The sequence below is a fragment of the Streptomyces sp. NPDC034111 genome, assembly GCF_055575375.1.
On sequence record NZ_JBVIST010000015.1, the window covers coordinates 86,424 to 100,816 of the forward strand.

Here is a 14,393-nt window from a genome sequence, read left to right on the forward strand (position 1 = left end):
CCCGGCCGACGACGGCCCACGATTTCACCGCCGGGACCCGCACGCCCTCACTCCGACGCCCGCCCCGCGATCTGCTTCTCGAACCAGTGGTGGGCGTAAGACTCGTCGTTGAAGGCCGGCACCTCCCGGAAGCCGTAGGAGTGGTACAGGCCGATCGCGGCGCTGAGCGCCTTGTTGGTGTCCAGGCGTAGTACGTCGCAGCCGTGCCGGGCGGCCCGCGCCTCCAGTTCGGTCAGGAAACGACGGGCGAGGCCGAGGCCGCGGGCGTGCGGCGCGACCCACATACGTTTGATCTCGGCGGGGGCGCCGGGCGGCAGCTTCAGGCCGGCGCAGCCAAGGGGTTCGCCGTGCATCCGGGCGACCAGGAACAGACCGTGCGGCGGCCGGAGTTCGCCGGCGTCGGGCAGCAGGCTCCGCGCGGGGTCGAAGCCGGTGTCGAAGCGTTCCTGAAGCTCGGTGGAGTAGGACCGCAGGCAGTGCTGGGCGTCGGGGTGGTCCGGGTCGACGGCGTCCAGTGTGACCGTCGCGGCGGTCAGCAGCCGTTCGACCTCGGCCATGGCGGCGACCAGCCGGGCGCGCTGGGCGGGGTTGAGCGGGTCCAGGAGGGAACCGGCCAGCTCGTCGCTGCGCTCGTCGAGCAGCGTGCGCTCCGCGCGGCCCGCCTCGGTGAGCCGGACGGTGCGCACCCGTCTGTCCTGGGGCTGTGGCTCAACCGTCACCAGGCCGGCGTTCTCCAGGGAGCGCAGCAGACGACTGACGTACCCGGAGTCGAGCCCCAGACGCTCGCGCAGCCGCCGTACGTCCTGGCCCTCCGCGCCGATCTCCCAGAGCAGCCGGGCCTCGCCGATGGGCCGGTCGCGGCCCAGGTAGTGGTCGTGGAGCACGCCCACGCGTTCGGTGACGGTGCGGTTGAACCGCCGCACCTGCTTGATCTCCTCCGCCGCGGCCATTCTCTGACTTTAGTCAGAGAATGGCGGTGCGGCCAGAGGCGCGGGGAGACCAGCAAGGTGGTGGCGGGGGCCGCGGCCGACCTCGTAAGGGCCGCTGCGGGGTGTGGTCACGGGGCGGCCGGTGGTACACACAGCACCCCAGGAAGATCCGTTATCGGGCGTTGCGTATCCCGAGAATGTACGCCGCGGTAAGCGCAACGGCACGGTCTTCGTCATGTGACAGCTCTGCGAGGGCACATGACGCGGTGGTTCCTGGGATGTCCGCGAGCGCCTGTGTCAGCCGGCGGCGTGCAGACGCTTCAACGGTGCCGTGGGTGAGGCGATCAACGAGCCCGGTAGCGATCTGATCCGCCAACGCGGGACGACTCGCCAGCGCGCTCAGTGCATCGGCCGCATCGACGTCATTCGTCTCCTCGACGACCATATCGATGAGCGTCGGGACCGCGTCGGCCACTCCACGTGCCCCGAGCGCCAGAGCTGCATACCTGCGGACCACGATGTCGGGGTTCGCGAGGGCGTCCCGCAGCAGTGCGGTCGCCTCGCCGTTCGGAATCTCGGCGATGGACTGGACGGCACGTTTCCGCACCTCGGCCACTGGTGAGCCGAGGCCCTCCGCCAGCAGAGCCAATCCGCCCTCGCCCCATTGCGCCAAGGCCCATCGAAGGGCTCCGGCGACGTTCGGGTCCGTCTCGCTCAGCGCCGCCTCGACCAGTGCTTCCACCGGCACCGGAACCTCGTCGACCGAGGACAGGGCCGCGCGCTGGCGCGTCCCGGCGCTCTTTGACCCCAACGCCTGGAGGAGTGCAACGGTCTGGAGGACGTGCTCCCAGCCGGCGGGTTCCGCGGCATCGATCCGACGGAGTCGCGTGAGCAGCTCCGTCTCACGTGCAATGCGTTCTTGCGTCTGGCGGATGAGGTCGTCGACGAGCTCTGAGGGCGTGAAGCCGGGATCATCGAGCGCGCGCCCGACGTCACGCAGCGACAGCCCCAATGACCGCAGGCTCTCGATATGGAAGATCCGCCGGATGTCCTCGCTGGAGTACTCCCGGTAGCCCGCGTCGGTACGACCCGTTGGCCGCACCAGGCCGAGCGAGTCGTAATGCCTGAGCATGCGGGCGCTGACGCCGGAGCGTCGTGCCACATCACCGATCAACACTGGCCCTCACCCCTCCTGGCTGGTCCTGCCGAGGGCCACGACGCGCTTCGCCTCCTCGATCGCGAACTCGAATCCGGCATCCGGGTCGCGCAACAGCCGTTCGGTGGCGATCGCGTGCGCGCGCACACGAGGGTCGAGATCCGTCATCGCGGCGCGCAGGGTCGGCATGATCACCTCACCGAGCGCGATCAGCGCCCGGCTGAGGCTCAGCTGCGTCTCACGTTCGCCGCGTCCGAGCTGTGTCGACAATACTGCGGCCAACTCGGGCTCCTCGCCTTCGGGCACGAGCACGACCGCTGCCCGCCAAGCGCTCCGCGCCACCTCATCGTCGGCGTCGGACAGCAGCGCCCGTGTGATCGCCGGCCACGCCTGCCGATCCCCGATCTTGGACAGCGTGTGCAACGCCTGGCTTCGTGCCTGCGCACGCTCCGAGCGGACTTCACTGACAAGCTCCGGGACCGTCATTGATGCTGAGTGGCGGGTGAGTGCCCACGTCAGCATTTCGCGGACGTAGAACTCGGGCTCGCTCGCGCATCGCTCGATGAGCTTGTCGATGAACCGCGGGTCAGGGGTCGTGCCGACCGCCAGCGCCGCCCGCAGCCGCACTGACGAGCGACTGTCCTCCAGCCCCTGGACGGCTCGAAGCACATCCGTGTCCTGTTTCGGCATGGCCATCGGGACCACCTCCTTGGCCGCAGTGAAGACCTTGTCACTGTGTCAAGGTCAAGCGGGGGCACGGCGCGAGGTCACCAGGCGCCCAGGCACACTCTGTCCACCAAGTTCGGCGCCAGGGAGGTCAGATGAGACGTGCGTGACGTTGAGGCACGTTCCCGTTCCTGTTCCCGTTCCTGTTCCCGTTCCCGTTCGCGTTCACGTGTGCGCCGACATCACGCATCGTCAGGAATCGCGAGTGGTGGCGCAGGCACTCAGCGCGGCGCATATCCCCGCAGGAAGGCCCGTACGCCCGACTCGATGATCGCGCCCTCAGCCTCCTCCGACAGCGGCAGCGCTCCGTAGAAGCTCTGCTCGTTGACCTCGGCCGCCGTGAGCAGCAGCAAGTGGCGGGCCGCCCGCGCCGGTTCGTCCGTTGCGAGCAGCCCGTCGGCGGCCAGCTGCTCGAACCGCTCGGCCACCGCATCGGATGCCCGCTGCGGGCCGCTCTGCCGCCAGGCCGTGAGGAACTCCTCCGGGACATGGGCGCTTTCCACCCGCATCTGCCGGATGACCGCGAAGTGATCGGAGAACCGGTGCGACGGGGCGATCCAGGCCCGTACGAACGCGATGAGGTCCTGCTCCAGGTCGTCCGCGGTCACCTTGTGCAGCCGTCGGTCGATCGCGTCGAGGAGCGCCTCGACGACCGACTCCGAACCCTCGACCACCACGGCCCGGAAGAGCTGGCCCTTGCCGCCGGGGAAGTGGTTGTAGATGGTGCGGGTGGAGACCACGGCCTCCTTGGCGATCGAGTCGATGCTCGTCCGCGTATAGCCGTCGCGCCCGAAGACCTTGCGCGCGCCCTGCACGATGGCCGCCCGCTTCTCCGCCATGCCCTGCCTCATGGGTGACTTCCCTTTCTGCCGCTACCGCCCTGGTCAAGGTGCCCGCCCGAAGAAAAAGTACAACGAGCGTTGCAGTCACTGCCATGATCGTTGTACTTTACTCGAAGTGACGAACCGTCGTACGACCACCTCGACCGCCTCGACCACTGTTCCTTCCGCCTCCTTGGGCCGGCCGCTGCGCGCCTCTGTCATCGGGGTTGAGGAACCAGCGGACAGCCGTTGTCGCTGAGAGCGATCTTGATTCGGGTGAGCCTGGAGATCTTCTACGGCTGTTGCCGGCGTGAAGAGGACGCTGATCGGGGTGGAGCCACCTGGTCAGCCTCCCGGTGTCGGCCGGGTTGATCGTCACTACTCCGGTTCATGCCGGTTTGCCCGGTGATCGTAGGTCCTCGCCGGATTGATCTCTGGTTGACCTCAACCCTGACAGGGGCTGTGCACGAGCATCAGCCCAGAAAGGAAGATCTTGCCCACCAAGACTCTCCAGATTCCCACCCCGGACGGCCAGGCCGACGCCTTCGCCGCCTTCCCCGACCGTGGCGAGCGGCACCCGGGGGTGCTGATGTACGCGGACGCCTTCGGCATCCGGCCCGTGCTGCGGGAGATGGCCCGCGAACTGGCCGGGCACGGGTACTACGTGCTCGTCCCCAACTTCTTCTACCGGCACGGCCCGGCACCGCTGCTCGAACTTCCCGAGCACATCGGAGAGGAGGCCCGGCCCGCGGTCATCGCCCAGGTGATGCCCTTGATCGAGGCGCACACCACCGAACGCATCCTGCGCGACGCCGACGCCTACCTCAGCTTCCTCACCACCCAGCCCGAGGTCAGCGCCGGCCCGGTCGCGGTGACCGGCTACTGCATAGGCGGCCTCCTGGCGATGCACACCGCAGCGGCTCACCCCGGCCAGGTGGCCGCCGTCGCCGGATTCCACGGCCCCGTGGGCGCCGACGGGCCCGACAGGGACCGCCTCCTCTCCAAGCTCACCGCCCAGGTCCACCTCGGCCACGCCGAAACCGACATGACGCCCGAGGCCCTCGGCGAGCTCAACCAGGCCCTGGACGCCGCGGGTGTCGGCTACACCTCCGAGATCTACCCCGGCACCGTCCACGGTTTCACCATGTCCGACACCTACGCCTTCAGCCCCTCCGGAATGCAGCGCCACTGGGACCGCCTGCTCCCCCTCCTCGGCCGCACCCTGGCCACCGGCTGAGGCTCCGGCTCGGAAACCGGACCAGAGCGCGTCACGAAAGCGGGCTCGCCACATTCGGGTGGCGAGCCCGGTAGTGCGATCACCCGCACGACGATGAGAGCAGTCAGGAGGCGGTCAGGGCATGACCCCGGCGCGGCGATGTACTAGAGTTATCTCGACATCGAGATATCTGCCGAGAGGCGTACCGCTGCCGCGCCAGTAAGGCGTACCTAACTTAGGCTCACCTTAGCGGATGTGGCGAGAACCTGTGACGGCAGGATTGCGGTGGTACGCGCGAATTCATGCATGAAGGAGACTGTCGTGTCGGCGAACAGCTTCGACGCCCGCAGCACGCTGCAGGTGGGCGACGAGTCGTACGAGATCTTCCGGCTGGACAAGGTGGAGGGCTCGGCCCGCCTCCCGTACAGCCTGAAGGTGCTGCTGGAGAACCTGCTCCGCACCGAGGACGGTGCGAACATCACCGCCGACCACATCCGGGCGCTCGGTGGCTGGGACTCGCAGGCCCAGCCCAGCCAGGAGATCCAGTTCACGCCGGCCCGCGTGATCATGCAGGACTTCACCGGCGTTCCCTGTGTCGTGGACCTCGCGACCATGCGTGAGGCCGTGAAGGAGCTGGGCGGCGACCCGGCGAAGATCAACCCGCTGGCGCCGGCCGAGCTGGTCATCGACCACTCCGTCATCGCCGACAAGTTCGGCACCAACGACGCCTTCAAGCAGAACGTCGAGCTGGAGTACGGCCGCAACAAGGAGCGCTACCAGTTCCTGCGCTGGGGCCAGACCGCCTTCGACGAGTTCAAGGTCGTCCCGCCGGGCACCGGCATCGTCCACCAGGTGAACATCGAGCACCTGGCCCGTACGGTCATGATCCGCAACGGACAGGCCTACCCCGACACCCTCGTCGGCACCGACTCGCACACCACCATGGTCAACGGCCTCGGCGTGCTGGGCTGGGGCGTCGGCGGCATCGAGGCCGAGGCCGCGATGCTCGGCCAGCCGGTCTCCATGCTCATCCCGCGCGTCGTCGGCTTCAAGCTGACCGGTGAGCTCACCCCCGGCACCACCGCCACCGACCTCGTGCTGACCATCACCGAGATGCTGCGCAAGCACGGCGTCGTCGGCAAGTTCGTCGAGTTCTACGGCGAGGGTGTGGCCGCCACCTCGCTGGCCAACCGCGCCACCATCGGCAACATGTCGCCGGAGTTCGGTTCGACGGCGGCGATCTTCCCGATCGACGACGAGACCCTGAACTACCTGAAGCTGACCGGCCGCAGCGAGCAGCAGGTCGCGCTGGTCGAGGCGTACGCCAAGGAGCAGGGCCTCTGGCTCGACCCGGCCGCCGAGCCCGACTTCTCCGAGAAGCTGGAGCTGGACCTGTCGACGGTCGTCCCGTCGATCGCCGGTCCGAAGCGTCCGCAGGACCGGATCGTGCTGGCCAAGGCCGCCGAGCAGTTCGCGCAGGACGTCCGCAACTACGTCGGCGACGCGGACGAGGAGGCGGGCAAGGAGTCCTTCCCGGCCTCGGACGCCCCGGCGGTGGACCACAACGGCGCGCCGACCAAGCCGACCCAGGTGACCACCCCCGACGGCACCGTGTACGAGATCGACCACGGCGCGGTGACCGTCGCCGCGATCACCTCCTGCACCAACACCTCCAACCCGTACGTCATGGTCGCCGCCGCGCTGGTGGCCAAGAAGGCGGTCGAGAAGGGCCTGACCCGCAAGCCGTGGGTCAAGACCACCCTGGCCCCGGGATCCAAGGTCGTCACCGACTACTTCGACAAGGCCGGCCTGACCCCGTACCTGGACAAGCTGGGCTTCAACCTCGTCGGCTACGGCTGCACCACCTGCATCGGCAACTCCGGCCCGCTGGACGAAGAGGTCTCCAAGGCCGTCAACGAGGCCGACCTCGCCGTCACCTCGGTGCTCTCCGGCAACCGTAACTTCGAGGGCCGGATCAACCCCGACGTCAAGATGAACTACCTGGCGTCCCCGCCGCTGGTCGTCGCGTACGCCATCGCCGGCTCCATGAAGGTGAACATCACCGAGGAGGCCATCGGCAACGACACCGAGGGCAACCCGGTGTACCTGAAGGACATCTGGCCGACCGAGGCCGAGGTCAACGAGGTCGTGGCCAACGCCATCGGCGAGGACATGTTCAACAAGTCCTACCAGGACGTCTTCGCGGGTGACGCCCAGTGGCAGGCGCTGCCGATCCCGACCGGCAACACCTTCGAGTGGGACGCCGAGTCCACCTACGTCCGTAAGCCCCCGTACTTCGAGGGCATGACGATGGAGACCACCCCGGTCGAGGACATCGCCGGTGCCCGTGTGCTGGCCAAGCTGGGCGACTCGGTCACCACCGACCACATCTCCCCGGCCGGTGCGATCAAGGCCGACACCCCGGCCGGCAAGTACCTCACCGAGCACGGCGTCGAGCGTCGCGACTTCAACTCCTACGGCTCCCGCCGTGGTAACCACGAGGTCATGATCCGCGGCACCTTCGCCAACATCCGTCTGCGCAACCAGATCGCGCCGGGCACCGAGGGCGGCTTCACCCGCGACTTCACCCAGGACGGCGGTCCGGTGTCGTTCATCTACGACGCCTCGCAGAACTACCAGGCGGCCGGCATCCCGCTGGTCATCCTGGCCGGCAAGGAGTACGGCTCCGGCTCGTCCCGCGACTGGGCCGCCAAGGGCACCGCGCTCCTGGGCGTCAAGGCCGTCATCGCCGAGTCCTACGAGCGCATCCACCGCTCGAACCTGATCGGCATGGGCGTGCTCCCGCTCCAGTTCCCCGAGGGCGCCTCCGCACTGTCCCTGGGCCTGACCGGCGAGGAGACCTTCTCCCTCACCGGCATCACCGCCCTGAACGACGGCGGCATCCCGGAGACCGTCAAGGTCAAGGCCACCGCTCCCTCTGGGGAAGTTGTCGAGTTCGACGCCAAGGTGCGCATCGACACCCCCGGTGAGGCGGACTACTACCGCAACGGCGGCATCATGCAGTACGTGCTGCGGTCGCTCATCCGGAAGTAAACGCAGCCGCAAGCAGGTCCCGGCAGCACGACGACGGGCCGCACTCCCTCGACCGAGGGGGTGCGGCCCGTCCGCGTACCGGCAGTCTTACGGCCCGGTGGTCAGAACATCAGGCGGTAGCTGCCGAAGGAGCCGTGGGCCTTGACGGGCTTGGCGTACGGCGCGGAGGCGTTGCCGGTGCCCTGGTAGATGTACAGCGTGCCGTTGCCGGCCCGGGCCAGCAGATCGGCGATGCCGTCGCGGTTCACATCCCCGCTGGAGTGCAGGTAGTTGTACGCGTTCCAGCCCCCGCCGATCTTCTTGCGGGCCGCGAACGGCGTCTTGGCGTCGCCGGTGCCCTGGTAGAGCCAGAGCACCCCCGCCTTGTCCCTGGCGACCAGGTCGGCCCGGCCGTCGCCGGTGAGGTCGCCCTGGCCGGCGAGCTGGGTGTAGCCGCCCCAGCCGGCGCCGACGCGGATCCGCGGGGTCACCGTGCCGTCGCGGCGCGCCAGGTACAGCCACAGCACGCCGGACCTGTCGACGGCGAGGATGTCCGACTCCTTGGCACCGGCGACGTTGCCGGGGGAGAGGACCTTGGAGTAGATCTGCCAACCGCCGCCGATGGCACGGGTCTTCACCATGCCGTCGGCGCCTGTGTAGGTGAACGACAGCGCGCCGTTGTTCATCCAGTAGTAGGTGGCGTCGCCGTAGCCGTCCTTGTCGTTGTCGACCTGGGCAGCGGCCTTGAGGTACTTGAAGTCCCCGATGTCGTCCCCGTCGAAGATCTTGTCGCGGGGCCCGAAGTTTCCGTTGCGGTCCGGCGCGTACATGAAGAGGCTGCCGTCGCGCTCCACACCGTCCAGGACGAAGAAGAACGGGGTGTTGTACACGGTGCCGGACGCGGCCTGCGCAGGCTCCGGCGTCACCACGGCCTTGAGGCGGGAGGCCTCGGACGGGGTGGGGCTGTCGGCCAGCGCGGTGGCCGCGGTCGAACCCGCCAGTGCGGTGGCGAGCGCCACGGTCGCGAGGCGGGTCAGGGCCCGTCCGCGCCGACGGCCGAAGGGAAGTATCACCTAATGTCTCCCAGTATTCAGACAAGAGACGTGACGCGCCCCATAGGGGACGCGTCACGTGATCAGCTGAATAGTTCCACAAGAGCTCCACAAGTCAACTGGTTATGGGGCTCCCAGCAGTTCGACCTCGGCGAGCGTCGGTGTGCCGTCGGCCACCAGCCGGTAGTGCCGGTAGACCCCCGGCCGGCCGACGGCGAAGACACGGGTCTGGTGGTCCCAGGTGAAGGACTCGCCGGAGCGGCGGTCCAGCTCCTGCCAGTGGCTGCCGTCCGCGGAGCCCTCCAGCCGCCAGCCGGTGGGCGCCGTGCGGTGGTCCGCCGAGGTGAGGGTGTACGACGTGACCCGGGCGGGCCCGGTCAGAACGGCCGGGACGGTGGTGACCGCGGCCGAGGTGTCGGAGGTGTTGTCGAACAGTGGGCCGGCGGCGGGATCGGTCAGATCCGCCGGCGGGGTGGGCACCTGGTCGTCCTTGGCGAGGGCGGTCGGCGCGGCATCCCGGCCGGTTCCCCAGGCCGAGGGCCGCTCGCCCATGGTGAATTCCAGGGTTCCGCCGCGGGCGAGGAGCCGGTGCGGCAGGGCGGTGGAGTGCCAGGGTTTTCCGTTGAACCGGAGGCTCTGGACGTAGACATTGCGGGCGTTGTTGCGCGGCGCCTTGATGGTCAGATCGCGGCCGTTCTCCAGGTGGAGGGTCGCCTTGGTGAACAGCGGTGAGCCCACCGCGTATTCACCCTGCCCCATCACCAGCGGATAGAAGCCGAGCGAGCTGAAGACGTACCACGCGGACATTTCACCGTTGTCCTCGTCGCCCGGATACCCCTGGCCGATCTCACTGCCGAGGTAGAGCCGGGACAGCGCCTCGCGGACCTTCGCCTGGGTTTTCCAGGGCTGCCCCGCCGCGTCGTAGACATAGGCGATGTGGTGCGAGGGCTGGTTGCTGTGTCCGTACATGCCCATACGGGTGTCACGCGCCTCGGTCATCTCGTGGATCACCTCGCCGTAGGATCCGGCGAATTCCTTGGCCGCGGTTTCCGGTGTGGAGAAGTAGGCGTCCAGTTTCTTCGCCAGCCCGGCGCGGCCGCCGTAGAGGTTGGCCAGGCCCCGGGTGTCCTGGGGTGCGGTGAAGGCGAAGGTCCAGGCGTTGGTCTCGGTGTAGTCGTGGCCCCAGACGCGGGGGTCGAACCGGTCCGCGGGAAGGCGCCAGTTGCCCTTGGCGTCCTTGCCCTGGAAGAAGCCGACCCTGGTGTCGAAGAGCTTGACGTAATTCTGGGCGCGGCCCAGGAAATAGGCGGACTCTTCCTTGTAGCGGGATTTTCCCGTCTTCTGGTAGAGCGCCTTGCCCATCCGGGCGATTCCGAAGTCGTTGAGGTAGCCCTCCAGCGCCCAGGACATGCCCTCGCGGGTGGCGGTGCTCGTATAGCCGAGGAAGGGCGCGGTGGTCATGCCCTTACGGCCGACACCGGGGTTCGGCGGGGCGACGGTGGCGTTCTTGACGGCCGCCTCATAAGCGGCCTCGGCGTCGAACCGCACACCCTTGGCATAGGCGTCGGCAAAGGCCACATCGGAACTCGTCCCGGTCATCAGATCCGCGTAACCCGGCGAGGACCAGCGGGAGATCCAGCCGCCGTCCTTGTACTGCTGGACAAAGCCGTCGACCATTTTCCCGGCCCGCTCCGGGGTGAGCAGCGCATAGGCGGGCCAGGTGGTGCGATAGGTGTCCCAGAAGCCGTTGTTGACGTAGACCTCGCCGTCGACGATCTTCGAGCCGGTGTGGGTGGGGGTGTCGGGGCCGGTCTGCGGGGAGAAGGGGCTGGCGTAGCGGCTGCGCGAACCCACCTTCTCGAAGCCGGAGTTGGGGTAGAGGTAGAGGCGGTAGAGGTTGGAGTAGAGGGTGGTGAGCTGATCGCGGCTCGCGCCCTCGACCTCGATCCGGCCGAGGAGACCGTCCCACTGCGACTGCGCCCGCCGCTCGACGGAGGCGAAGGACGTACCGGCCGGGATCTCCCGGTCCAGGTTCGTCCTCGCCTGGTCCAGGCTGACCAGGGAGGTGGCGATCCGCATCGTCACCGTACGGTCGGCGCCGGGCCGGAAGCGGAGGTAGCCGGTGACGTCCTTGCCTCCCCCGCCGGCGAGCCGGCCGCCGCCGGTGACCGGAGCGTCGAACTCGCCGTAGACGAAGAGCCGGGTGGCACCGACCGACAGCCCGCTCCTGACGTCCGAGAAGCCGGTGACGATGCCGCGCTCGGTGTCCAGGCTCAGGCCGCCCTTGTTGTTGACGTTGTCGAAGATCAGGCCGGCCCGGTCGCCGGGGAAGGTGAAGCGCATCAGCGCGGCGTGGTCGGTGGGGGTGATCTCGGTCTTGAGGCCGTTGTCGAAGGTCACGCCGTAGTAGTGCGGCCTCGCGGTCTCGTTGGTGTGGTGGAACGGCAGCGCCCGGCCGGTGCGCGAGGCGTCCGGAGTGCCGGCCGCGACGGACGGCATGACCTGGAACGTCTGCCGGTCGCCCATCCACGGGCTGGGCTCATGGCTGGCGCTGAAGGCCTGGAGGGTGGGGAGGTTGTCGGCGTTGTTCCGCCGCGCGTACTCGTAGAGCCAGTCCGAGGAACCGGCGTTGGTCACCGGTGTCCAGAAGTTGAAACCGTTGGGGACCGCGGTGGCGGGGAAGGTGTTGCCGCGCGAGAAGCTGCCGCTGGAGAGGGTGCCGCGGGTGGTGACGGCGTAGTCGGAGAGGTGCGCGAGGGGTCTGTCCGGGGGCTTGGGCCCGATCGTGAGGTCATCGACCCAGCCGCGGAAGGCCGGTGCGGTGTGCGGGGTCCGGGGCGCGTCGTAGGCCACCAGGATCCGGTCGATGGTCTTGCCGGCGGCGACCGCGCCGATCCGGGACTCGCGGTCGTTCCACTGGTTGACGTAGAGCGTTTTGGAGGCGGCCTGGCCCTGCGGGGTCAGCGGGACGCCGTGCTGGTCGACGGCGGGCAGCTCGCTGAGGTAGGTGCCATCGGTGAACGCCAGATCGACGGCGACATGGGTCGCGGGGTAGGCCAGGTCGGTTCTGGACAGCTCCGGGAAGAGCTTGTACGAGAGCGCCGTGGACGCGGTGACCGGCGTATCGACGTCAAAGATCTTGTTGTACGCGTAGCCGTGGCCGTCGGCGGTGTGGGTGCCGGCGTAGCGCAGGGCGTGGCCACCGGTGAAGCCGGCGTGCGCCTTGGCGGTGGGGGAGTCGGCGGGTCCGGTGTCGGGCCTGGTGGTCATGCCGGCGGCCGCGGGGGTGGCCTCCGGGGTGACGCCCCGGGTCCGGGGTGTGCCGTCGGGGCCGGTCTCGACGGTGTCGGTCCAGTCCGGTTGCGGGTCGCCGGGCTCTAAGGAGGAGCTGAACTCCGCGGCTCCGTGGGGGCTTTGAGGCTTCTGGGGCGGTGCGGCCCGGGCTGCACCGACTGCGCCTGGGGCGGTGATGACGAGCAGAGCGGCCGCCATGAGGGCGGCGGTGCGGGCGATCCCCCGCGGTGAGCTGTGCCGGTGTCCGAGCCGCACGCGAGCCCTCTCTCAAGGAGGTTGACATCGTTGTCAGTTGAGTGACGCCACGCTGAACAGAGATAAGTAAGGTGCGTGGGGACTTTGGTGTCAAGGGTGTCGCTGCGAGCGATGGGCCGGCCGGGTCGCCGGATGATCCGGCGGGGTGACGGCAGCGGACCACCCGCATGCCGGGGAGGTCTCAACTAGGGAAAGACTGCCGTCCAACCCTGCATTCGATCTTGCCCCTTCGGCCGGAAGTGGACTATACCTGTCGCGTCCGACCGGCCGTACGACTCAGGCCGCGCGGAACCGGGGGGAAAGCGGGGAACGGATCATGTCCCCGCATTTCTCTAGCGCGCCCGGTGCACATCCCGTACAACTCAGCTTCATCTGACCCGCGGTGCCGGGGTGGCTCCGGTACACCGCCTGAGTCCTGAAGAAGGCGAGGACTTGAGCATGGGATCCACCTCAGAATTCAACCGTCGTGATCTGGTCAAGCGAGCCGCGGCACTGGGCATCATCGCCGTACCGGCCATGGGAACGCTCTCCGCATGTGCCACCGGAGGCGGCGGCGGGGACGACGACAACGGCACCAAGAACAAGGGCGCGACCTCGGCGAAGAACCCGCTGGGCGTGAAGAAGGGCGTCGCCCTGGAAGCCTTCATCTTCAAGGGCGGACTGGGCGACCAGTACGCAAAGGACGCCGAGGCCGACTACAACAAGACCTATGGCGTGACCGTCAAACACACGGGAACGCAGCAGGTCGGACCGAAGCTCCAGCCGCGATTCGCCGGCGGAAATCCCCCGGACATCATCGACAACTCCGGTGCCGATCACCTGGACATGAACAAGCTGTCCGCACAGGGCCAGTTGCAGGACCTCACACCGCTGCTCGATGCGCCTTCGCTGGACGATCCCAAGAAGAAGATCCGGGACACGCTCTACCCCAGCACACTGGAAAAGGGCAAGCACAAGGACGCATTCGATGTCTTCTACTACGCGTTCACGGTCTATGGCACCTGGTATTCCAGCAAGCTGCTGAAGGACAAGGGCTGGGAGTACCCGGCCTCGTTCGACGACATGATCAAGCTCTGTGGCGAGATCAAAAAGGCGGGCGTGGCGCCCTGGACGTACCCGGGCAAGTACCCGTACTACGTCCACTTCAATCTGTTCGCGCAGATCGCCAAGATCGGTGGCCTCGACAAGTGGATCGCCATCGACAATCTGGAGCCCAAGGCCTGGACCTCGAACGATGCCGTCAAGCAGGTCGTCGAGCACTATGAGGAGCTTGCCGCCAAGGGCTACTTCCTCGCGGGCAGCCAGGGCCTGACACATATCCAGTCGCAGACCGCCTGGACCCGCGGCAAGGCCGTCTTCATCCCCAACGGCTCCTGGGTGGAGAACGAGGCCGCGCCGACCACGCCGAAGGACTTCGACATGTCCGTCGGCGCGCTGTTCAACGGCGGCAGCGGCGACAAGATGCCGCACGGCACCCTGCGGGCCGAGCCCAGCGAGCCGTTCATCGTGGCCAAGGGCGGGAAGAACCCCCTCGGTGGGATGGAGCTGCTGCGCATTCTGCTGTCGAAGAAGCATGCACAGAATTTCGCGACAAAGGTCAAGTCACTCACCGCGGTGCAGGGCGCGACCGACGGAATGCAGCTCTCCCCGGGACTCTCCTCGGCCGCCAAGGCCGTCAAGGAGGGTGGCCAGAACCTGCTGATGATCCAGTTGCAGGAGTGGTACCCGAAGCTGACCGACGAGAAGCTGGGCGGGCTCACCAGTCAGCTGCTGACCGGTGACATGAAGGCCGCGGAGTGGATCAAGAAGGCCCAGCAGTACGCGGACGAATTCGCCAAGGACGATTCCGTCACCAAGTTCCACCGCGAGGCCTGACCGCACACGCCACTTCACGCCACTTGACGAGGGAGG

The 14,393-nt window shown here is 68.0% G+C and carries 9 protein-coding genes; 3 read left to right on the forward strand and 6 right to left on the reverse strand.

The window, feature by feature from the left end:
• Positions 1-47 precede the first annotated feature (47 nt).
• From ACZ55A_RS27410 to ACZ55A_RS27425, 4 genes are all read right to left on the reverse strand, one after another.
• Entirely contained in the window at positions 48-950 is a 903-nt protein-coding gene (locus ACZ55A_RS27410) for a bifunctional helix-turn-helix transcriptional regulator/GNAT family N-acetyltransferase (protein ID WP_468845276.1), read from the reverse strand.
• Between the two features lie 151 nt (positions 951-1,101).
• Positions 1,102-2,106: a HEAT repeat domain-containing protein gene (locus tag ACZ55A_RS27415; RefSeq protein ID WP_468845279.1), complete on the reverse strand. Its 1,005-nt coding sequence runs from the start codon at positions 2,104-2,106 to the stop codon at positions 1,102-1,104.
• A gap of 6 nt (positions 2,107-2,112) precedes the next feature.
• Entirely contained in the window at positions 2,113-2,781 is a 669-nt protein-coding gene (locus ACZ55A_RS27420; RefSeq protein ID WP_468845282.1) for a HEAT repeat domain-containing protein, read from the reverse strand.
• 251 nt (positions 2,782-3,032) lie between these two features.
• Positions 3,033-3,662 carry a TetR/AcrR family transcriptional regulator gene (locus tag ACZ55A_RS27425; RefSeq protein WP_468845284.1) on the reverse strand — a complete coding sequence of 210 codons (630 nt, stop codon included), beginning with the start codon at positions 3,660-3,662 and terminating at the stop codon, positions 3,033-3,035.
• Positions 3,663-4,125: 463 nt separating this feature from the next.
• Between ACZ55A_RS27425 and ACZ55A_RS27430 the strand changes: the two genes are divergently transcribed.
• Together ACZ55A_RS27430 and acnA are read left to right on the forward strand one after the other, a co-directional pair.
• Complete coding sequence (locus tag ACZ55A_RS27430) at positions 4,126-4,869, forward strand: dienelactone hydrolase family protein (RefSeq protein WP_468845286.1); 744 nt, start codon at positions 4,126-4,128, stop codon at positions 4,867-4,869.
• Positions 4,870-5,169: 300 nt separating this feature from the next.
• Positions 5,170-7,902, forward strand: a complete 2,733-nt coding sequence (gene acnA / locus ACZ55A_RS27435; protein ID WP_468845289.1) for an aconitate hydratase AcnA — start codon at positions 5,170-5,172, stop codon at positions 7,900-7,902.
• A 101-nt stretch (positions 7,903-8,003) separates the two neighbouring features.
• Here the strand turns inward: acnA and ACZ55A_RS27440 are convergent, their stop codons facing one another.
• Positions 8,004-8,954: an FG-GAP repeat domain-containing protein gene (locus tag ACZ55A_RS27440; RefSeq protein ID WP_468845291.1), complete on the reverse strand. Its 951-nt coding sequence runs from the start codon at positions 8,952-8,954 to the stop codon at positions 8,004-8,006.
• A gap of 102 nt (positions 8,955-9,056) precedes the next feature.
• Positions 9,057-12,482: a GH92 family glycosyl hydrolase gene (locus ACZ55A_RS27445; RefSeq protein ID WP_468845294.1), complete on the reverse strand. Its 3,426-nt coding sequence runs from the start codon at positions 12,480-12,482 to the stop codon at positions 9,057-9,059.
• Between the two features lie 438 nt (positions 12,483-12,920).
• Between ACZ55A_RS27445 and ngcE the strand changes: the two genes are divergently transcribed.
• The gene (gene ngcE, locus ACZ55A_RS27450) at positions 12,921-14,357 is read left to right on the forward strand and encodes an N-acetylglucosamine/diacetylchitobiose ABC transporter substrate-binding protein (RefSeq protein ID WP_468845297.1); all 1,437 of its coding nucleotides are present in this window, start codon (positions 12,921-12,923) and stop codon (positions 14,355-14,357) included.
• The last annotated feature ends 36 nt before the right edge of the window (positions 14,358-14,393 follow it).